At 45.9% G+C, this 20,831-nt stretch carries 18 protein-coding genes; 6 read left to right on the top strand and 12 right to left on the bottom strand.

The features are described from left to right. Positions 1 to 636 precede the first annotated feature (636 nt). Both pssA and BTV99_RS10595 read right to left on the bottom strand, forming a co-directional pair. Positions 637 to 1,419 carry a CDP-diacylglycerol--serine O-phosphatidyltransferase gene (gene pssA, locus BTV99_RS10600; RefSeq protein WP_075102334.1) on the bottom strand — a complete coding sequence of 261 codons (783 nt, stop codon included), beginning with the start codon at positions 1,417 to 1,419 and terminating at the stop codon, positions 637 to 639. A 100-nt stretch (positions 1,420 to 1,519) separates the two neighbouring features. After that, positions 1,520 to 2,404 (bottom strand): 23S rRNA (adenine(2030)-N(6))-methyltransferase RlmJ, encoded by an 885-nt coding sequence (locus BTV99_RS10595; RefSeq protein ID WP_075102326.1) that lies wholly within the window; start codon positions 2,402 to 2,404, stop codon positions 1,520 to 1,522. 131 nt (positions 2,405 to 2,535) lie between these two features. Between BTV99_RS10595 and BTV99_RS10590 the strand changes: the two genes are divergently transcribed. Beyond that, positions 2,536 to 3,300, top strand: coding sequence for a 2OG-Fe(II) oxygenase (locus tag BTV99_RS10590; protein ID WP_075102325.1), 765 nt, complete (start codon positions 2,536 to 2,538; stop codon positions 3,298 to 3,300). A 114-nt stretch (positions 3,301 to 3,414) separates the two neighbouring features. After that, a complete protein-coding gene (gene dapE / locus BTV99_RS10585; protein WP_075102324.1) occupies positions 3,415 to 4,617 on the top strand; it encodes a succinyl-diaminopimelate desuccinylase in 1,203 nt (400 codons plus the stop codon). Between the two features lie 281 nt (positions 4,618 to 4,898). Here dapE and BTV99_RS10580 read toward each other — a convergent pair whose 3' ends face one another. From BTV99_RS10580 to BTV99_RS10555, 6 genes are all read right to left on the bottom strand, one after another. Next, positions 4,899 to 5,393 carry a GyrI-like domain-containing protein gene (locus tag BTV99_RS10580; RefSeq protein ID WP_075102323.1) on the bottom strand — a complete coding sequence of 165 codons (495 nt, stop codon included), beginning with the start codon at positions 5,391 to 5,393 and terminating at the stop codon, positions 4,899 to 4,901. Between the two features lie 65 nt (positions 5,394 to 5,458). Then, positions 5,459 to 5,668 carry a Fe-S cluster assembly protein IscX gene (gene iscX, locus BTV99_RS10575; protein WP_071003236.1) on the bottom strand — a complete coding sequence of 70 codons (210 nt, stop codon included), beginning with the start codon at positions 5,666 to 5,668 and terminating at the stop codon, positions 5,459 to 5,461. Positions 5,669 to 5,817: 149 nt separating this feature from the next. Continuing rightward, complete coding sequence (locus BTV99_RS10570) at positions 5,818 to 6,357, bottom strand: acyl-CoA thioesterase (RefSeq protein ID WP_075102322.1); 540 nt, start codon at positions 6,355 to 6,357, stop codon at positions 5,818 to 5,820. Between the two features lie 142 nt (positions 6,358 to 6,499). Then, a complete protein-coding gene (locus tag BTV99_RS10565) occupies positions 6,500 to 7,900 on the bottom strand; it encodes an NAD(P)(+) transhydrogenase (Re/Si-specific) subunit beta (RefSeq protein ID WP_075102321.1) in 1,401 nt (466 codons plus the stop codon). Then, on the bottom strand, positions 7,897 to 8,235 hold the full coding sequence (locus BTV99_RS10560) for a proton-translocating transhydrogenase family protein (RefSeq protein ID WP_198411588.1): 339 nt from the start codon (positions 8,233 to 8,235) through the stop codon (positions 7,897 to 7,899). The genes BTV99_RS10565 and BTV99_RS10560 overlap by 4 nt, the downstream gene beginning before the upstream one ends. A gap of 97 nt (positions 8,236 to 8,332) precedes the next feature. Further along, positions 8,333 to 9,490 carry a Re/Si-specific NAD(P)(+) transhydrogenase subunit alpha gene (locus tag BTV99_RS10555; protein WP_075102319.1) on the bottom strand — a complete coding sequence of 386 codons (1,158 nt, stop codon included), beginning with the start codon at positions 9,488 to 9,490 and terminating at the stop codon, positions 8,333 to 8,335. Positions 9,491 to 9,987: 497 nt separating this feature from the next. Here BTV99_RS10555 and yaaA point away from each other — a divergent pair, with 497 nt between their 5' ends. Beyond that, positions 9,988 to 10,788 carry a peroxide stress protein YaaA gene (gene yaaA / locus BTV99_RS10550; protein ID WP_075102318.1) on the top strand — a complete coding sequence of 267 codons (801 nt, stop codon included), beginning with the start codon at positions 9,988 to 9,990 and terminating at the stop codon, positions 10,786 to 10,788. A 210-nt stretch (positions 10,789 to 10,998) separates the two neighbouring features. Here the strand turns inward: yaaA and groL are convergent, their stop codons facing one another. After that, positions 10,999 to 12,651, bottom strand: coding sequence for a chaperonin GroEL (gene groL, locus BTV99_RS10545; RefSeq protein ID WP_075102317.1), 1,653 nt, complete (start codon positions 12,649 to 12,651; stop codon positions 10,999 to 11,001). A gap of 156 nt (positions 12,652 to 12,807) precedes the next feature. After that, a complete protein-coding gene (locus tag BTV99_RS10540; RefSeq protein WP_075102316.1) occupies positions 12,808 to 13,098 on the bottom strand; it encodes a co-chaperone GroES in 291 nt (96 codons plus the stop codon). 479 nt (positions 13,099 to 13,577) lie between these two features. On the opposite strand from BTV99_RS10540, the gene BTV99_RS10535 reads away from it, so the two are divergent. Next, positions 13,578 to 14,330 (top strand): DUF3108 domain-containing protein, encoded by a 753-nt coding sequence (locus tag BTV99_RS10535; protein WP_075102315.1) that lies wholly within the window; start codon positions 13,578 to 13,580, stop codon positions 14,328 to 14,330. Positions 14,331 to 14,467: 137 nt separating this feature from the next. Here the strand turns inward: BTV99_RS10535 and BTV99_RS10530 are convergent, their stop codons facing one another. Both BTV99_RS10530 and wrbA read right to left on the bottom strand, forming a co-directional pair. Beyond that, positions 14,468 to 14,956, bottom strand: coding sequence for a hypothetical protein (locus tag BTV99_RS10530; protein ID WP_075102314.1), 489 nt, complete (start codon positions 14,954 to 14,956; stop codon positions 14,468 to 14,470). Between the two features lie 92 nt (positions 14,957 to 15,048). Then, on the bottom strand, positions 15,049 to 15,666 hold the full coding sequence (gene wrbA / locus BTV99_RS10525) for an NAD(P)H:quinone oxidoreductase (protein WP_075102313.1): 618 nt from the start codon (positions 15,664 to 15,666) through the stop codon (positions 15,049 to 15,051). A gap of 303 nt (positions 15,667 to 15,969) precedes the next feature. Here wrbA and BTV99_RS10520 point away from each other — a divergent pair, with 303 nt between their 5' ends. Next, positions 15,970 to 17,541, top strand: coding sequence for a YihY/virulence factor BrkB family protein (locus BTV99_RS10520; protein ID WP_075102312.1), 1,572 nt, complete (start codon positions 15,970 to 15,972; stop codon positions 17,539 to 17,541). A gap of 166 nt (positions 17,542 to 17,707) precedes the next feature. Continuing rightward, positions 17,708 to 20,749 carry a M66 family metalloprotease gene (locus tag BTV99_RS10510; RefSeq protein ID WP_083608621.1) on the top strand — a complete coding sequence of 1,014 codons (3,042 nt, stop codon included), beginning with the start codon at positions 17,708 to 17,710 and terminating at the stop codon, positions 20,747 to 20,749. Positions 20,750 to 20,831 lie beyond the last annotated feature (82 nt).

Genomic DNA, 20,831 nt, shown 5'->3' with positions numbered 1-20,831 from the left:
ATCAGCAAAAATCCACACAAGTTGTTCTTTAGTTGTGCTTTTAAATAGTGTCTTATACTGTCGTCCAGTAGTAAGATATTTCGCTTACTTATAGTAAGTAAGGCTAAATAGCGCTAAACCTTAGTGGTTTATCCTATCTAGCGAGCCGACTATCATATCATAACGATTTGGTTTGTCAAGCTTTTTTATCTAATTTGTTTCTCAAGGTTCGCTGCGTTGTTACTATGTAATTTACCCTAGTAATGCTTAGCTCGTCCTGATGAGGTGCGTATTATAGACGCTTTATTTGGTAAGTCAAGAACTAATTTAGTTTATTTTAAATCAGTTGGTTAGACTTGGATTTTAAGATGATGAATCATTCTTTAAATGAGTCATTCTTTAATCCGCCTTCCCTTTCGACTGGGTGGCATTATACGCGTATTTGGGTGGGGGTCAAGGGGGAACTGATAAATAATTCGCACTCTTTAATTGTATCTCCGATGACTCTTTCTAACTAATTGTTATTACTATTAATATCTATTCATCATTATTTTTGTTTATCTCAGTCTATATCCTTGGGCTTAGCATCGTGCTTAAAAATATAAAAAGGGGATCTACCTATCGGTAAATCCCTAGATACAAAGCTTAAAGGCAGCTCTAACTTTTTGCTTTTGCTTTAATCGTCGTAAAAATGCCCGATAACGCATAGAGAATGCCAATGGCTAAGATTCCAACAGGAATGTCATAGAGGACGATGCTCATGATCAACACTCCAATAATAAGTACCACAAATGGGACTTTCTTTTTATCAAACTCTTTAAAGCTATAGTATTTGACATTGCTGACCATCAGCAGACCACAGATAACAACCCACACCGCAAACAAGAGTATAATAGCGGTATCATACTGTCCGACCCACTCATTATGATCGACCGCGACCATGACAGCGGACGTGACCAATATAGCCGCCAATGGACTGGCCAAACCGACAAAGTATTTTTTATCAACTTCGCCTATCTGTACATTAAACCTCGCTAGACGAAAAGCGGCGCAAGCGGTAAAAACAAAAGCACAGCCAATACCAATGCGGCCTAGCGGCTGCAACGCAAAACTATATACTAAAATAGCAGGCGCAACCCCAAAGGCCAGCATATCTGCTAGAGAGTCATACTGCTCGCCAAAGGGACTTTGCGCATTGAGCATACGTGCGACGCGGCCATCAGCCCCATCTAAAATCCCCGACAAAAATATAGCCAGAGAGGCTTTGTAAAACGATCCTTGGGTACTGGCCAAAATCGAATAAAAGCCAGACAACAACGACAAGGTGGTAATCAAATTGGGGGCCAAATAGACACCGCGGCTAACCACCGGCTGACCCTCTGCAACTTCTGTCTCAATCACCTCAAACGTTAAGCCATCGTAATTATCATTATCCGCCATGCGAATATTGAACTCATGCTCATCAACAAAAGGCGGCTGAGTTGCGGCATTATCATTTAGACTATGGTGAGATGGTTGCTCAGTCGTCATAACGGTATCCTTATTCGCCAACTAGCCAGCGGACATTGGTGGCACTATCAGGTGTCAGCTCTGGCGCATCAGCGACTTTTAAAGCAGGCTGCAAAAAGCGCAAGATCTCACGGGCATGACTATCAAATTGCCATGGCGGATTGATGACGAGTAAACCTGTGCCATTGAGACCCACGGCGACATCATTTGGATAGATATTTAGCTCACAGACCAGCTGACGTCTCATCTCGGTACGCTTCAGCTTTTTGTAAAACAGCTCAACGGCTTCGATGTTTTTGATCGGGAACCACAGTGCATATGTGCCTTGTGGCCATTTATTATAGGCGGCGACGAGTAAATTGATCAGACGGGTAAAGTCTTTATGCTCTTGCTCATAGGGAGGATCGAGAAAAATAAGACCGCGGCGCTCGGCTGGCGGAATCACAGCGGTGACGCCTTCAAACGCATCACGATGATGAATGCCAATGGGCAGTTTGTACAATTGGTAGTTGAGCGCGTCATACTCGCTAGCTTTGGCCTCAAACGCTTCGCCGCGTACGCCAGTGTCTGGGTTTTTTTCGATATGATGGGCGATCCACCATGGCGAACCCGGGTAAACTTTATTATCATAAGTGGCTTTGGCTTGCTTGATGCCTGCCAGATAGTCTTTGACAGCCGCTGGGGCTTGTGCCATTTTGGTGTCATCAAGCTTTAACAATGCTTTGATGCCACCCTCGGCTTCACCAGTTTTGCGCGCTTCTTCACTGCTGAGTGAATAAAGACCGCGACCACCGTAAGCGTCGAGCGCATAAAAGGGTTTGTTTTTTTGGCTCAGCTGATTAAGCAGTTGTACCAATAAAATGTGTTTTACCACATCAGCAAAGTTACCAGCATGGTAGGCGTGTTTATAGTTCATAATCTCAAAAGTTTAAAGTAAGAAAAATTGCATCTATGGTAGCATAGGCAGCGTAAAAGATAATGTGGTTTTGGTAAATGCTCTTAATAAAAGGGCCTTGAATGCCAGCTGATTGATAATAACGAGGTGAGATGACTAAGATTATTAGCAACCTAAATGTGACAAAGCTGGTGGTCGATCATCCAATAGGTCCTGACAATCCGCCGCGATTCACCCCATACAGCCCTAATTGCGCTGACATAGACGATAAGTCATTGAGCCAAGATGCCTTGCAGATGTCAGACTTTGAGGTGTGCTGGGCTGATAAACTGACCGATAAACAGCTCGATCAGCTCGTCGATGATGGTTGGATAGTAATCGATGAGGTGTTTACGCATACGGCGTTACTGGCGTTGCAGGCAGAGAGTGGGTTTGTCCAATACCGAGACGCCGAGCTAACGGCTGGTGTTCGCATCAGTGACATACGCGGTGATCGCATCCGCTGGATCACAAAAAACTTTTTTGCTGGATTTTATTACTTGCAGTCCATCAACGCGCTAGCGGCTTTGTTCAATCAAAGCTTGTTTGCAGGTATTCGCCATAGTGAAGCACACTATGCCTGCTATCCGGCAGGCTTTGGTTATCAATGGCACAGCGACAATCCTGCAGGCCGCGATGAGCGTGTTATCTCAGCGGTTTTTTATCTTAATGATGAATGGACAGCCAGCGATGGCGGCGCGTTAGAAATCATTGATAAACACGGCAGCCATCACAGTGTCATGCCTGTTGCCAATCGACTGGTCATATTTGATAGCGATCTGCAACATCAAGTACAAATCGCTCATCGGCAACGCTACTCTATCGCAACATGGATGCGCCGAGATGGTTTGGTGCCATTTATTGAAGATAGTATGTAAAACGTATAAATCTATCATAAGCCGCTACGGCTTGTGCCATGGTTGAATGTGCAACACGCCCTAGTCTTTAATCCAAAATCTTATCCTCTCACTTTATAATAAAAAGGTTTTTTCATGTCTGACGCTCACAATCAAAACATGACTCATCAGCAGCAAACACTGGACTTAAGCATCGCTTTACTTGAGCGCCCTTCCGTCACTCCAGATGATGATGGCTGTCAAGATATTTTGTCGTCTCGCCTAGCGAAAGCAGGCTTTGACTGCGAGTTTATGTACTTTGGTAATAAAGAGCAGAGCGGCGAGCATGCGGAAGTCAAAAACCTCTGGGCACGCCGTGGTACAGCCGACCCTGTGATTTGTTTTGCTGGCCATACCGATGTTGTACCGACGGGCGACGAGAAAAACTGGACCTACCCGCCCTTTACCCCAACCATAAAAGACGGCTTTCTTTGGGCGCGCGGTGCAGCGGATATGAAAACGGGCATTGCAGCCTTTACCATCGCCGCCGAGCGTTTCGTCGCGAGTCACCCTGAACACAATGGCTCGATTGCCTTTTTAATCACTTCAGATGAAGAAGGCCCCTCTATCAATGGCACGGTGAAAGTCATTGAAACCTTAGAGGCCCGTCAAGAAAAAATAACTTACTGCCTCGTTGGTGAGCCGTCAAGTACTGATACGCTAGGCGATATCATCAAAAACGGACGCCGCGGCTCGTTGGGTGCGGTGTTGACGGTCACTGGCAAACAAGGTCACGTCGCTTATCCGCATCTGGCCTGTAACCCTATCCATGCAGCGATGGCGGCGCTCAGCGAGCTGACATCAGCAACTTGGGACAACGGCAACGACTACTTCCCGCCCACGACCTTACAAGTCTCAAATATCAATGGTGGTACGGGCGCAACCAACGTCATCCCCGAAACCTTAGAGGTCGTCTTTAACTTTCGCTTCTCGACCGAAACCAGTGAAGAAGAACTCAAAGCAAAAACACATGCTATCTTTGATAAGCATTTTGCTGATAGCAAAGCCAGTTATGATATCCAATGGAAATTATCCGGTCAGCCGTTTTTGACCCCTGAAGGAAAACTGGTTTCAGCCTGTCAAAATGCGATCAAGTCAGTCACAGGTACAGACACGACGCTATCGACATCAGGCGGTACATCCGATGGACGCTTTATCGCACCCACTGGTGCGCAAGTGGTCGAGCTTGGTGTCCGTAACGCTACCATTCATCAGGTCGATGAAAAAGTAGAAGTGGATGACTTGGGCAAATTGGCGCAGATATATGAAGGGATTTTGGAAAATTTGTTATTAGAGTAACTGTGTAGATAAAACCGAAAAGTAAAAAAGCGCGAGTCTTAGATGACTGGCGCTTTTTTATGGGCGGCTTTGGCTCAAAACTCATTTAAGTTGTTAGCTAGGGCGTGTCTTCAATTCAATCGACAACCCTCTAAATGGGCTAAAAATGGTTAAATCTGGCCAAACGGTGTCAAATAGCTGACTAATATCTCAATATTATCTGCGCTATTTTCCTTGTTTGACGGCGATTTATCTCATTTTTATCGCCATTTTTAAAATAAGGACACGCCCTAGTTACGGCTTTATTTAATACCTATATAAAGGTCGACTTGGCCGTACTCTAAATTCCCATCGATATAGTGCTCAAAGTCTACATCAAAGTTGCGAGTGTGTTCACAGTTTGGATCGTTAAAGTACTCCCATGCCTTTTCCCATGCATTCATTACCGTATTTGGCATATTGCCTGTTTCAGAGAAAACCAAATACTTGCCTGCAGGAATGTTTACCGCGACCAAGCCGCCTGCAGGATTAGGCGCGTTTGAGGCCTCAGGTTCACCCGTCACCTCCCAACTGGCCACCACATCAAAAGCGCCGACCAAATCATCGCTCTCATAATTGTGGTAAACGCCATAAATATCTTCACCTTCAGGCAAGTCGCCCATGTGATTTTGATAAAACTTTTGCCATAAGCGGCCCAGTTTCGCCGTTTCATGGCTAATTTCAGCGTGATTGGTGGTACGAATGCTAATACCATTACAAGCTATCGCTTCGGCTAACTCTTTAATTTGAGACGTCATGATGCTGCCTGCCCTGTTGTTCTCTGTTATTGTTATTGGATGTACTGTTAAAGAAGAAAATCGCCTTAATCGGCTTCATCGATCCAATTCATTTGAATGGCTTCTAAAATACCTTCGTTTGAGCGCTGCGGATCATCATCAAAGCCTTCAAGCTCAGTCACCCAGCGGTGCAAATCAGTAAAACGAATGTACTGCGGGTCGACCTCTGGAAACTTCTCATAAAGCTCAATGGCGATATCGAGGCTGTCTGTCCATTTTAGTTTTTGCGGGGTCATGGTGGCTCCTTAGCTTGTGTCAGTTAAAAATATTACGTTGAGTGGTGCAATCGCTTGTCAGTTCTTTTGTCGATTTAGCAGCCTACATCGTACCAAACTTCGGCAGCCGATTATAGCCATGTTGTTTCACCAAACTGTCTTACGGTCAGCTAGTGAACAGTTGGCGCAGACTTTATCGCTACTTGATGCGCATTCCATGAGTCGATGACGTCATTGGTCTGCTCGCCGAGCATATCCAATACCGCCGGCGCGCACTTACCTTTTTTATCGGTCAAGACAAACTTCGTCATCCCAATACCCATCAGTTGATGTTTGACAAAAAACCGCGTTTCAAAATACACATATTTTTTATCCCAACCGACAAGCACGCTATTTACTGTCATTTTATTAAGAAATTTAATTTCTTTAAGATAGACCATCTCTTGCATAGCAATAATCCAGCCAAGATTTTTCATCCCCTTTTGATGACAGCAAGTCATCAGCCATTTGGTGATGTTTAATTCTATAAAGGACAAATAACGATAATTGGGCAGATGATCGCGAAACCCCATATCGTGCGGCAAGACACGGTACTGACGTACTATCGGTGTGGCCAACATCTCGGCGCTCAGACGCTGTTTTACTGACTGTTTATCACGCTGCTGTTTTAGCAAACTGATCATAATAAAAAAACGTATCAACATGTTCATAAATGACTCTCTTAATTCTGATTTTGTATAAAGTCTAACTGAATAGAAAGATGGCTTACCTTAACGCAAAAAAGCCACCTAAGTGACTTTTTTATTTAAGAAAATATACTCAAAAATTATGCTGAAAAGCTGATTTTAGCGATTAATGACCGCCGCCATTGATACTACGAACCATCTCTTCGACCATCTTTTTAGCATCGCCAAAGATCATCATGGTTTTGTCCATATAGAAGAGGCTGTTATCAAGACCTGCATAGCCGGTGCTCATCGAACGCTTGATGACCATTACCGTTTGCGCTTTGTTGGCTTCTAAAATGGGCATACCAAAGATAGGAGATGTCGGATCGTCTTTTGCTGACGGGTTGACGACGTCGTTGGCACCGATGACCAAGACCACATCGGTACTGGCAAAGTCGGAATTAATCTCATCCATCTCTAGGATATCGTCATAAGGCACGTCGGCCTCTGCCAATAGTACGTTCATGTGCCCTGGCATACGACCAGCAACAGGATGAATGGCAAAGCGAACGTTGACACCTTCGTCTTTTAATAGCTCGTACAATTCTTTTACCGCGTTTTGCGCGCGGCCTTGTGCCATACCGTAACCTGGTACGATGACCACATTGCTGGCATTGGACATAAGGAACCCTGCGTCTTCTGCTGAGCCTGCTTTATATGTTTTTGGTGCGCCATCATCATCGCCTGCAGCGGCCGCTGACGTGCCCATACCACCAAATAAAACGTTTAGTAGAGAGCGGTTCATGGCTTTACACATGATATAAGATAAAATCGCACCTGAGGAACCGACGAGCGAACCTGCGATAATGAGCATCGAGTTGCCCAGCGTAAAGCCAATACCTGCTGCCGCCCAACCTGAAAATGAGTTCAGTAGCGACACGACCACTGGCATATCACCGCCGCCGATGGGCGCAATCCACATCCAGCCAAAAATCACTGCAATCACTGCCATCGCATAAAACGCGGGCAAGGAATCCGTGACAAAATACACTCCGCCAAACCCAATCATCGCTATAAATAGCAAGGCTTGAACAGGTTTTACCCAGCCGCCCGTGACTGTTTTTGCCCAGCTTTTTGCCGCAAGCTTACCAAAAGCAAAGACAGAGGCAGAAAAAGTAATCGCACCGATAAAGCACCCGATAAATAGCTCAACACGGGCAACCGCGCCATGCTGCTGCTCGGTATGCAGTACCGTGGCAAGCGCAATCGCCACCGCTGCCAAACCGACAAATGAGTGCATCAACGCCACCGTTTCTGGCATTTGCGTCATCGCGACGGTTTTTGCTTTCCACATGCCGACGATGGCACCTAAGATCATCGCACCGATGATTAACCACAGTACAGGGCCTTCTGCTAAGAAAAAGGTGGTGATAACAGCAATTGCCATCGCTGCCATACCAAAGCGGTTGCCACGAATCGCTGTCTTTGGACTCGACAATCCGCGTAACGTTAAAATAAAGAGGATAGCGCCGACTAAATAAAACCAATCTGCATTGGTGGCAATAAATTGGGTTAAATCGCTCATGCATCACCTCCATTTTCAGATGTTGCTACTGGCGTTTTTTTTGCTTTGGGCTTAAACATCGCGAGCATACGTTCAGTCACCGCAAAACCACCAAAGATATTGATACTGGCCAAAAATACCGCAAAAGCACCAAGCAAACTGGTCGGGGTAAACATCGAGCCGTCGATATGGACGGTCTGTAGCATCGCACCGACGATCACGATACTTGATAAGGCGTTGGTCACCGCCATCAATGGCGTATGTAGCGCTGGGGTCACACCCCAAACGACGTAATATCCAACAAAGATAGCGAGTACAAATACGGTAAAAATCGCGACAAATGGTGTGCTACTCATGGCTGCACCGGCAGGCGCTGCCGCTAAAATGGTGGCAATCATCTTATCCTCCTAAAAATTTATTCGTGTCTGGCAAATGCATGGCGATCAGCAAGGGCTAGCGTTTGGTCAAGCGCACTTGGTTGTCGTGGGTCACTGCCAGTGCACCCTGAATCTCATCTTCCATATCTAAGTTCAGTGCCAGTTTGTTTGCTGACGCGTCATCTGTAGCAGCTGGTGCAATTAAGGTGGTGATAAAGTTGACAAGGTTATTGGCATACAAGTCTGAAGACTGCGCCGCTAGCTGTGATGGAATATTGGCCGCGCCAACGATACGCACGCCATTGTCTGTGGTGACAGTCTCATTTGGCGCACTGCCCTCGACGTTGCCGCCTGTGCCAGCTGCCATATCGATCAGCACCGAGCCGGCTTTCATCTTAGCAAGGGTTGCTTGATGGACTAAGCGCGGAGCTTGGCGACCAGGGATTTGTGCTGTGGTAATGACAATATCGGCATTGCTTAATGCTTTGTCGACGACTGCAGCTTGGTCTTTGATATATTGTTCTGATGGCGTCCACGCATAGCCGCCCGTTGCTTTGGCTTTTTGTGCTTCATCGTCACTCATCGGCACATCCAGCCACTTACCGCCCAGTGACTCCACCTGCTCTTTTGCGGCAGGGCGCAGATCACTGGCTTCTACCACCGCGCCCAAACGCTTGGCTGTCGCGATGGCTTGTAACCCTGCAACACCGACACCCAAGATCACCACTTTAGCGGGTTTTACTGTCCCTGCCGAGGTCATAAACATCGGAAATGGGCGCGAGTATTCATTGGCGGCCAGCAGCACTGCTTTGTAGCCTGCAAGGTTGGCTTGTGACGACAGCACATCCATGTTTTGGGCACGTGACAGTGTGCGCGGTAATAGCTCCATCGCAAAGGCCGTAACGCCTTTAGCAGCATAAGTGTCTAGCTGCGTATTGCGGTAAGGGTCTAGCATCCCGACGACGATTTGGCCTGCGCTCAAATGCTCTGTCACTTCGGTGGGCAAGTCGTGAATGGTGGTAATAATTTGAGACTGGGCAATCACCTCGGCGCTGCTGCTGGCAATGTCGGCTCCTGCCGCCTGATACAGCGCATCAGCATAGTAGGCTGCCTGCCCTGCACCTGACTGGATGACGACCTCAAACCCAAGCTTACGCAGTTTTTTGACCGCGTCTGGGGTTAGCGCGACACGGCTCTCGCTTGCGATATCTGCACTGATTACACCGATTTTCATACCGTCTCCTTACTTACGTCTAATGACTTTATTTACGTCTCAATGACTACCTTTAATACCCTCAACGCACATTTAAAAAGCACAGGGGACAAAAAAACCTTTGGTCGTTGTTGGTTCAAGATGTTGACCAAAGGCTATCAATTTAATAAATGATGACTACATCACCATCATGTCTTTTTATTATAGAGACATCATCCGCCAACTTTCATTGCCTAATGGTGACCAACAAGTAAAATTAAAAGTTAGGCATTTACACCATCTGGATAACTTTTATTGTTATATTAAAAACTTTTATTTTTCTACGAAAGCTAACCCCTTGCTAAATATAGCCTACTGGTCATCTTAACCACCTTTCAAATGTTTACTTTCTTGTCAATTAAGCAGCAAAATCCCTCCAACCATGACGTCAAATCACGTTAAAATTGCATATAAGGTATAATCAGAGCACTTGACACCGCGATGGATAAGTCATTGACTTCACAGAATAAGGATTAGCCATGTATTTTTTACTCTCACCTGCCAAGTCTTTAAACGAGACAGACGACATCCCTGTCAACCTAGGCAACTACTATAGCCAGCCTGAGCTGATTGACCATGCGCAGGCATTAATGAAAATACTTAAGACAAAAGAGCCGGTTGATTTGCAAGCGCTGATGAGCATCTCTGACGATTTGGCGCAGCTCAATGCAGCGCGCAACCAGCAGTGGCAATGGGATAATGACAAACCTTTTACCACCGAAAACGCCAAGCCTGCCGCTTATCTATTTGATGGCGATGTTTATACGGGTCTGGATATGTATGGTATGGACAAGGACACTGCCATCTACGTCAATGAGCATTTGGGTATTTTGTCGGGGCTGTATGGCGTATTGAAACCACTAGATTTGATTCAGCCGTATCGCTTAGAGATGGGCACTAAGCTGAAAAATGAGCGCGGAGATAACTTATACGAGTTTTGGGGCGAGGAAGTGACTGATGTTATCAATGCACGCATGGCTGATAGCGAAGACAAGGTATTGATAAACCTGGCCTCCAATGAGTATTTTAAATCGGTCAAGAAAAGGGCCCTAAAAGCAGAAATCATCACACCACGATTTGAAGATGAGAAAAATGGCAACTATAAAGTGATTAGCTTTTATGCCAAAAAAGCCCGTGGATTGATGGTGAAATATGCTGCTGACAATAAATTGACCAAGGCTGAGCAATTAAAGCAGTTTGACTTGGCAGGATATTATTATGTCGATGAGCTGTCTGATGATAAAACGTGGACGTTTCGACGTAATGAGGCAGATGCGTAATCTTTTAGCCAAAACATACTTATCTTGCATAAAAAAACCCCCGATAAGCTCAGCCTATCGGGGGTTTTATTTGGACTAGATTTTACAGGTACGTGATGTTATTCATACTTTCAGCGAAAATCGATTTATCAAGGAAGACGAGCGGAAATAGCACCTATTGTACATTGAGCGCGTCTGACAAAAAGAAATCGCTTTGTAGCAGAAGTAAAATTACATCATGCCGCCCATTCCACCCATACCGCCCATTCCACCAGCAGCGCCGCCCATAGCAGCCATTGGGTCATCACCTTCTGGTAGATCAGTAATCATCGCTTCAGTCGTGAGCATCAGACCGGCAACAGAGGCTGCGTTTTCTAATGCTGAGCGTGATACTTTGGCAGGGTCAAGGATACCCATCTCTAGCATATCGCCATACTCGCCACTCGCAGCGTTATAGCCATAGTTACCGCTACCGCCTTTCACCTCATTGACGACCACTGACGCTTCTTCACCTGAGTTGGTGACGATTTGACGAAGTGGTGCTTCCATCGCGCGGCGTAGGATGTTGATACCTGCGTTTTGGTCGTCGTTGTCGCCAGTTAAGTCAGACAAGGCATTCATCGCACGGACTAATGCAACACCGCCACCAGGGACGACGCCTTCTTCAACCGCAGCGCGAGTCGCATGTAGCGCATCATCAACACGGTCTTTTTTCTCTTTCATTTCGGTTTCAGTTGCTGCGCCGACTTTGATAACTGCTACGCCGCCTGCTAGTTTGGCCACACGCTCTTGTAGCTTTTCTTTGTCGTAGTCAGAGGTAGACTCTGCGATCTGACGGTTGATAGATTCAACACGGTTTTCGATGTCGGCTTTGTTACCAGCACCATCGACGATGACGGTGTTTTCTTTACCAACAGTGACTTTTTTCGCAGTACCCAATTGCTCTAGGGTCGCCGTCTCAAGGCTCAGGCCAATCTCTTCAGAGATGACTGTACCACCAGTGAGCGTTGCGATATCTTCTAGCATGGCTTTACGACGATCGCCGAAACCTGGTGCTTTAACGGCACAAGTTTTTAGGCCGCCACGCATGTTGTTAACCACTAGCGTAGCCAATGCTTCGTTTTCTACGTCTTCAGCAATGATTAGCAATGGCTTGCTTTGCTGCATGACTTGCTCAAGTAGTGGCACGATTTCACGGATGTTGCTGATTTTTTTGTCAACCAATAAGATATATGGGTTTTCAAATTCAGCAGTTAGGCTGTCTTGCTTGTTGGCAAAGTATGGGCTGATATAACCACGGTCAAACTGCATACCTTCGACCACTTCTAGGGTATCTTCAAAGCTTGAACCTTCTTCAACCGTGATCACGCCTTGCTTACCGACTTTTTCCATCGCTTGCGAGATCAGCTCACCGATTTTGGTGTCTGAGTTGGCAGAGATAGAGCCTACTTGGGCGATTGCTTTGTGATCATCAGCTGGGGTAGATAGGTTATGAATCTCTTTAACCGCTTCGCGTACCGCTTTGTCGATACCGCGCTTGAGATCCATTGGGTTCATGCCAGCAGCGACAGACTTCATGCCTTCTTGCAAGATCGACTGAGCCAATACGGTCGCCGTCGTGGTACCGTCACCAGCGACATCGTTGGTGCGGCTCGCGACTTCACGAACCAACTGCGCGCCCATGTTTTCGAATTTGTTTTCAAGCTCGATCTCTTTGGCAACCGACACACCGTCTTTGGTGATGGTTGGTGCGCCAAAAGACTTGTCAATCACCACGTTGCGACCTTTAGGGCCTAGCGTGACTTTTACGGCGTTTGCCAAAACGTTGACACCGTCCATCATTTGTTTACGAGCATCAATACCGAATTTTACATCTTTTGCCATGTTAATTTACTCCATTATTATAAATATAAAAATACATTTAAATGAGTCGATAGTGTATTGACCAGCTTGACGTTTTAAATGAGCGTCATTAAATATAGGTCATTAAAAACGCTTATGGTCAAAGATATGCTGAGTACTCAATCATACTCAAAAGGACTAGCCTTCTAGCACACCCAATACATCAGACTCTTTCATAATAAGTAGTTCTTCGCCGTCAACTTTCACGGTTTGACCAGCATATTGACCGAACAAGACTTTGTCGCCAGCTTTTACATCTAACGCGCGAATGTCGCCATTGTCACGAATCTGACCATTGCCTGTTGCCAACACTTCACCTTGTGATGGTTTTTCTTGTGCCGAACCAGGTAGCAAGATACCACCAGCAGTCTTTTGCTCTTCTTCTACGCGGCGAACGACGATACGGTCATGTAAAGGACGAATGTTCATCGATATGACTCCAAAAGTTGGTTATAACGTTAAAGGGTTTATTTGAATTAATGGTCTCAAGACCAGTATCTATAAGAAATGTAACCAAAAAGTGACATCTCATAGATAAGCTTTGAGCTTGTATCAAAAAGTGGGGGCAGGGGGAGTTTGGTTCAAGTGTAAAAACCAAAAATTTACAAGAATTTTTTATCCTGTTCGTATATCAGCTGTCAGGCAGCCTTATTGGGCAACTTTGTAGGCAGCGCTGTGCTTTACTGGTTTTACAGCAAGTTACGTACAGATAGGGCGACCGCGTGGCTAGTAACATTGGCTACAAGAGGCAAACGTCACTTGGGAGTGCCTGCCTTGAAAGTGTAACAGAGTATGACCATCATAGTCTCTGAGATCATAATAATAGCAATAATTTACCACTGCTCAAGCAGTTTTAAACAGACAGTTTTAAACAGACAGTGATAAACAGAATGTATTAAGGACTATCCATGAGCTTTATATCTAAATCTAACATTAACAACCCCGCCCGCAGCAAATCGACAGTATTGTCCGCCTTCACCACAGGTGTGAGCATTGCTGCTATTGGAGCCTTGAGTATGACCGCACCCACCCTCGCTAGCGCCAAAACCGTCCAGCCCTCTAGTGCCAATTATAGCTTTACGGTAGAAGACAAATACAAAGGTACTGCCACCCGTACGCTAGGCAAATCGGGCAATACTTGGAAATATAATGTCAAAGCACGGGTGGCAGGTGTTGCCAATGCGTCGCAAAGCAGTACCTTTACCATCAAGGGTAACAACGTCATTCCAACGCAGGCCAGCACCACTTATAAACTGCTGGGTCTCGGCCGTACGCACAAGCTAAGCTTTAACCCAAGCAGCAAAAAAGTTACCAGTACTTATAAAGGCAAAACCATGACCATGGATATGGCGCAGCAAGCCTTTGATGACTTAAGTCTTGAGGTGCAAATTCGTCAAGATTTACTAAACGGTAAGTTCTCTGGTAACTACTACATGGCCAAAAAAGACAAGGTAGAAAAAACGCCATTTAAAAAATCGGGCAATACCAAAGTCACGGTACCAGCCGGTACCTTTGATACTGTCCGTGTTGACCGTATTCATGACGACAATGACCGCTCAACCAGTTTTTGGTTAGCGCCAAGCTTGGATTATCTGCCCGTAAAAGTCAGTCAGATTAACGATGGTAAAAAGATGGATCTAGAGCTGACTAAGGTCAATTAAGTTTCAGCTTATCGCTCACTTGACGCTGAGCGAGCCTTATAAAAAAAGCGGTACTCTACATGAGAGTGCCGCTTTTTGTTATCCAATCTTTTTGTTATCTAAGATTTTTTATGCCAACAGCAGAGGTAAAAACCAATCTAGCGAGAGCGCGGCTTCTTGACGACATTATTCATCGACGGCAGGCGTTTTAGTAAAATAAACAACCAAATGTTGATGGCAAACAACAATACAAAATCAAACAGATATACCGCTATTTCCGCCCAGCTGCTGCCATACGCGCGAGTAAACAGCACCACTCCACTTGCGCCCAAATATACTAGAGTAAACATACTACCGACCAATAATGCATAAGGCGAGCGCCCGCGCACGATCCATGGCGTCAGTATAAAAGCTGGCAAAAGCCATAGTGCTTGCCATGCGATACCGCCCACAATATCAGGGTGACTGGCATTAAACACATTGATTAAGATGGGCAACCCAAGCAGTCTATACACCAACCAAATCAGCCACGTCATCATCAAGCGCTGACGCATGGGCGTAATAGGTTTTTGCGGTGTGGCCGCGCGCCCAGACTCTACAGTTGGCGCGTTGCTATGGGTGTCGCTATCAGAGCGGTTGGTAGCCATTAGAGATACAGGTTTCCTCATTCACAGCAGCGACAGTTGGGGGCTACTGACAGTATAGTAGAAGATAAAAGATAGTAGAAGACAAAAGCCGTTTATCGTTGCCAATTGGCCTGTGCCAATGCACGGGCACTAATCGCCAAACGCCGACCTTGAGCGATACCTAACTCGCGCTCATCATCATTTACAGGTTGGTCATGTAATGCACCGCTCACGTGACTGGCACCATAAGGCGTCCCGCCGCGATGCGTCCGATTTAGTGCAGGCTCAGCATACGGTACCCCAACGATGATCATACCGTGATGCATCAATGGCAACATCATCGTGAGCAATGTGGACTCTTGGCCACCATGCATCGAACCTGTTGCCGTAAATACTGAGGCAGGTTTGTTTTGTAGATTGCCCGCCAGCCAAAGCGTGACCGTACTGTCCCAAAAGTACTTCATGGGCGCGGCCATATTGCCAAAGTGCGTGGGGCTACCGAGTGCAAGGCCGCTACAGTCTTTGAGATCGTCCATGGTGCAATACAGATCGCCCTCATCAGGAATCGCAGGTTTGCTGGCCGTAGTCTCAGGCGCGACGGTCGGTACTGTACGGATGCGCGCTGTCATCCCAGCCTCTTCGATACCTTGAGCGATGGCGTATGCTAATGTCTTTGTCGTGCCATAATTTGAATAATAAAGCACCAAAACGTAAGGGTTGGCCTGACTCATTAACCGTCCTTCCTCATAAAATCATTGATATTATTATCTATGTGTCATTATTTACCGATCAATAACGATATCGCCCGCGATAGGCGATGCGATGATGTGCTCATTATGCCCCAGTCATTCACCGACATGCAAACCAGCTGACGACTATTTTACGATCACCTACTCCAGCTACGGTTACGCGATGCCTTATTAAAGAGCCGCTGTGCATTGAGCCGCTGTGCATTTTGACACAATTAAACGGCAGATGATAACGACGCATCTTTGTTACACTATTGTCTCTCTACTTCTTGCTAAACGGTCACTATGGAAAACTTAAGCAAAAGACTCCCATTTTTACATCAGCGCTGGTTCCAGTTTTTACGGTTTTTGACGCGGCACTTTTTTGAAGACAACTGCCAACAAAAAGCTGCCTCCCTTACGTATACCACCATGCTATCGATCGTGCCTGTATTGACCGTTTTGCTCATGATATTGTCCTCTGTACCGGCACTGGCATCCGTCAGAGCGCAGATATACGAGGTAATTTATAGCAACTTATTGCCGCAATCGAGCATGCAAGTCAGTGAGTATATCAATAGCTTCGCTGAAAAATCATCGAACCTTACCATCATCGGCGCCATGGTGCTGTTTTTTACCACCATCATGACCTTGACCACCATTGAGCGTGCTTTTAATCAAATCTGGCGGGTGGAGAGCCGCTCAGGTGGTATAAAGAGTCTGCTGCGCTATTGGACGATTGTCACCTTGGGGCCTATGGTGCTGGGTACGGCGTTTATCGCTTCGAGCACGGTACAAAGCTTGAGTTTTTTAAATCGCCAAATAGCAGGCTACGGTATTGATTGGGGGTTTTGGGTACAAGTGGTGTCGGTTGGTATTACCATGGCCGGCTTTATAGGAATGTATTGGTTTATTCCCAAAGCCCGTGTGCCCGCAAAAAATGCAGCCATCGCTGGGGTCTTTGTGACGATTATCTTTGAGCTGATGAAGCATCTGTTTGGTACAGTGATGGCAAACTTTACCAGCTATGAGGCCATTTACGGAGCCTTTGCCGCCTTGCCTATCTTTTTGTTATGGATATACCTGTCTTGGAATTTGATTTTGTTAGGCGTTGAGATCAGCTATACCTTGACCATTTTTGAGACCGAAGAAGTCTACCCGCGCCATCCACTGCTCAGCTTGCTCGACATGTTAAACCTTGTGTACACCCATCATCTAAAAGGCGAAGCGGTCAGTGAGCAAGCCCTGCGCAATGTGTTGGGCCGCAAAGAGCTACCCAAATGGTACACCTATATCAACTATCTCCAAGACAGCAACCTCATCACCATGACCGAAGATGAGGATTATGTACTCAAAAAAGACTTGAGCAAGATGACATTGTGGGATTTTTATCGCACTTTGCCCTACCCTTTGCCGATCAAAGACGAGCTCGATGAGATAAGAGTAGAAGAGCAAAAGCCATGGCTCAGCCTCCTAGTGGATCGATTTGAGCATACAGAAGCCTATGCCAAGCAGCAGCTAGATTTGCCGTTGAATGTTATCTTTACCAACGCCCAACCGCGCAAAAACCCTGATGATAAAGGCACGAATAAAAACACCCCACACCCTTTGTTTAAAAAATCTGAATTTAGAAAAACATCGCAAGCCGCTCCTAACAGCTTAGCTCGACAGTCAACTGATACAACAGCGACCCCGCACTTTGATCCAGCCGCTTATAACAAGGACAGTAAGGTTGAATGTGATGCATATGATAATGAAATCATCATTCCTATAGACCCAGAAACGCCGCCGTCTCCACAAACCAGCAGATGGGGACACAAAAGCACAATCATCACCGAAGCGGACAACCCTAAACACAGCTCTAACAATAAAAATTAGTTTGCTAAAATATATAAAAGAAAGCTAATTGGAAATAAAAAAACAAATGTAGTACAGTTTATTCATATAGCTGTTATATTCCCAGCAACACATTTGTTGGGGTATTCTTTTGACACATAGCACAGCGTTTCCATTAAAAACCATAAGTATCGGCATCATCTCTATAATGCTATCTGCATGCGGTGAAGGTAATGATGACAACACACAGCCTGCACCATCTGATAAGCCGCCTGTGGTGGTTCCACCTGATACAAGTGAGCCGCTGACACCACTTGAGCCGAGCACGCCAATCAAACCTAGTGAGCCATTAACGCCACTTGAGCCGAGTACGCCGATCAAACCTAGTGAGCCATTAACGCCGCTGGAGCCGAGCGCGCCAATTAAACCTAGTGAGCCATTAACGCCGCTTGAGCCAAGTACGCCAATCAAACCTAGTGAGCCATTAACGCCGCTTGAGCCGAGTACGCCAATCAAACCTAGCGAACCATTAACACCGCTTGAGCCGAGTACGCCAATCAAATATCCAGAACCACAAAAAGACCGTGCTGATTATTATCAATTAGGCTTCTTTGACTATGACGGTGCCGGTGAAACACGAGAGATCCGTTCTGATTTACTAGGTTCTTTCCAAGCTATGATTCAATTTGGGCAGAATCATACGGTAGATCCTCAGGGCAACGAAGCAAAAAACATGCCACGCCTAACTGCAGAAAAAGAGGCCTTATTACTGGTTACGCCTACGCTTGAGATGGGAGCAGTCAATCAACTGGTTGCTGAGATTTATCAAGATGGTCTGTTATTACGCAGGGTCAATTTAGACGACCCGACTCAAATCCCACCGTCTGACCAAAACAACAGCGATGATAGACCACGGGTCGCCTATAGTAAGCGCGCTTGGTCAACCAAACTCAACTGGAATGAAGTACAAAGCGGCCTTAAGATTCGCATTGTCGATGAACAAAATCGTAGCGGTGAATTACTAGAGAATAAAATAGACTTTGCGGCGCCAGGCGAGCTGGTCTTAACCAATATCCGTCTTGGTCTTTTGAGCCCAGTGACTGTAAACAACAATGGTCATTATATGCTGCTACAGCCAGAAAAGGCGGGCGCAGATTATTTCCAGACCATTCCAGCAGCAAAGATGACTGTCGCTAAATACGATGACGTCGTGCTTGATCGGGTGATGGTAGCGAACGGTACTATTTATGATACAGCTTCAGGTAGCAGCTCAGATGGCAGCGTATACAGGGGTGATATGCGCGAAAACACGGGCAAATCAACCTTTGGCGTCGGTATTAACCTTGCCAACTGGGGCATCACTAGCGCATCGATGTTAAGCCAAGAGCAGCCGCAGCTCACCCAAAATGTCAATGCACACCATGCCCGTGGCAAATACGCCAACGGTACATTCAACCATGGCTTGAGCGGTGGCAATGGTATGCTGACTTTGATTGACTCGGTCGGTAATGAGTTTAGTCATGAAATTGGCCATCATTATGGATTGGGGCATTATCCAGGTAAAGTTGGTGATAAAAAATTCTGGTCAGAGCACCATGCCGATAGTGGTTGGGGTTACATGCCCCTTAGAAATAGAATGCGGGGTAACTTTGAATGGTGGCGAAAAGACATCGGTGCCGGTACTGAAGACTCACCTACTTTCTTAGGTCAATACAGCTATGGTCGTGACGCCATGTCTGGTGGCTCTAATAACAGTGACATCTCGCGCTATACTCATTACACCGGCTATAGTACAAAAACCAAAATCCAGCCAGCACTTGATCGTTATATGTTTGCCAGTGACTCACCGACGGGCTATAAAAAATGGGATGCTGAGCGTCAAAGAATGCAGATCGCACAACCAAAAGTACCACGATCTAATAATGTTTGGTACAACAGCGCCGATGGCAACTATTTAAGACCGCGTTTGCAAGGCGTGCCTGTTTATACTATTTTAGGCGGCTATGACCCTGTCACCCAAAAGGGTATTATCTATCCGGCAGCACGAGGTAACTGGGGTAACGTCTTTGATTTACCGGCGGCGAATACTTCAGCTGACGTCGCTAACTGCTGGCTGACCGTCACTTATAGTAATAATATGGTCAATAACATCGCCCTTGCCCCTCATCGCATGAAGGGCAATAGCAATGCCAATAAATTTCACGTCAATTTAGCGATTTCTGAAAACCCTAACAAAGTCGATTTGTATTGTAAAAAAGCCAACGAAGCACAGGTATTATTATCATCAACCGCTATTGGTCCCTATAGCGACCCCATTAAGCCAGCCGTTACTTTTGGTAAAGAGCATGGCTTTAGCGCCTTAAGAAAAATCGAATTACCACTATTAGAACAACAACTTATCGATCAATCGGCCAACTCGACTATCAATTTGGACGCCGAGGGTGAGCTGATCTACCACTCTTATAAAGATGATCGTGATGCACTCAGTCAAGCGCTTAGCCCGCTTGCCTTTCAGGTACTCGAGCGTTATGAGCAGCAACAACAGACCATGCATCGCCTAAATCGTTGGGTCGATGTTTATCGTGATGATTTAATCGATGGCGGGCCGGAGGTCATCACTGCCTTTCATAAGTTTGTCAACGAATTAGAACTGCAAGATGATCAGCCTTTAGCAAATGTCAGCCCACTCATGAATGGTAACAACTGTCTTAAGGTCGAGACATTAGAAGATGGTAAGCTCAATGCCTTTATCAGCGGACCAAGTGCTTGCACAGGAGATGACTCTGAGCAATGGATTCAAGACAGCAAAGGTCGTATCCACAATAAAATGGCACCAGATCAGTGCCTAATGCCGCAAGGTGGCAATGTCATTAACCTAGCCCCTTGTGATGATCAAGCAAGCTCGCAAGTTTGGCAAATGGATGTATCCGCCAACGCCATCAAGCAAGGCAATCAATGCTTTGACTTAGAAAATGGCTATATGAGTAATAATCGCGCTCGACTCATTCGCTATAGCTGTACAGGTGGCGGCAACCAAAGATGGACGATGCTCACGCAAAACTCGAGTTTGATATTATCTAGCGCTGGCAAAAATCTACCACTGATAGTAGATAGTATGCAAAAACAAGCAGTGACGACAGACACCATGCAAATGCAGTTGGCAAGCGCCAATAGTAATCATCAGCAACCTTCTACGCTAGCAAAAGTAAGCAACGCGATAAGTACTTGGTTTTATAGTCTAATCAGCTAATTGATAATACACAATAATGATAAAAATAAGCTCCTATGATAGGGGCTTATTTTGACTAAGTTTTTCATCGTTATTATTTATA

It is taken from the genome of Psychrobacter sp. Rd 27.2 (assembly GCF_001921755.1).
Taxonomy (GTDB): Bacteria; Pseudomonadota; Gammaproteobacteria; order Pseudomonadales; family Moraxellaceae; genus Psychrobacter; species Psychrobacter celer.
The sequence above is the reverse complement of the archived record's forward strand: the minus strand, read 5'-3'. Positions and strand labels throughout refer to the sequence as shown.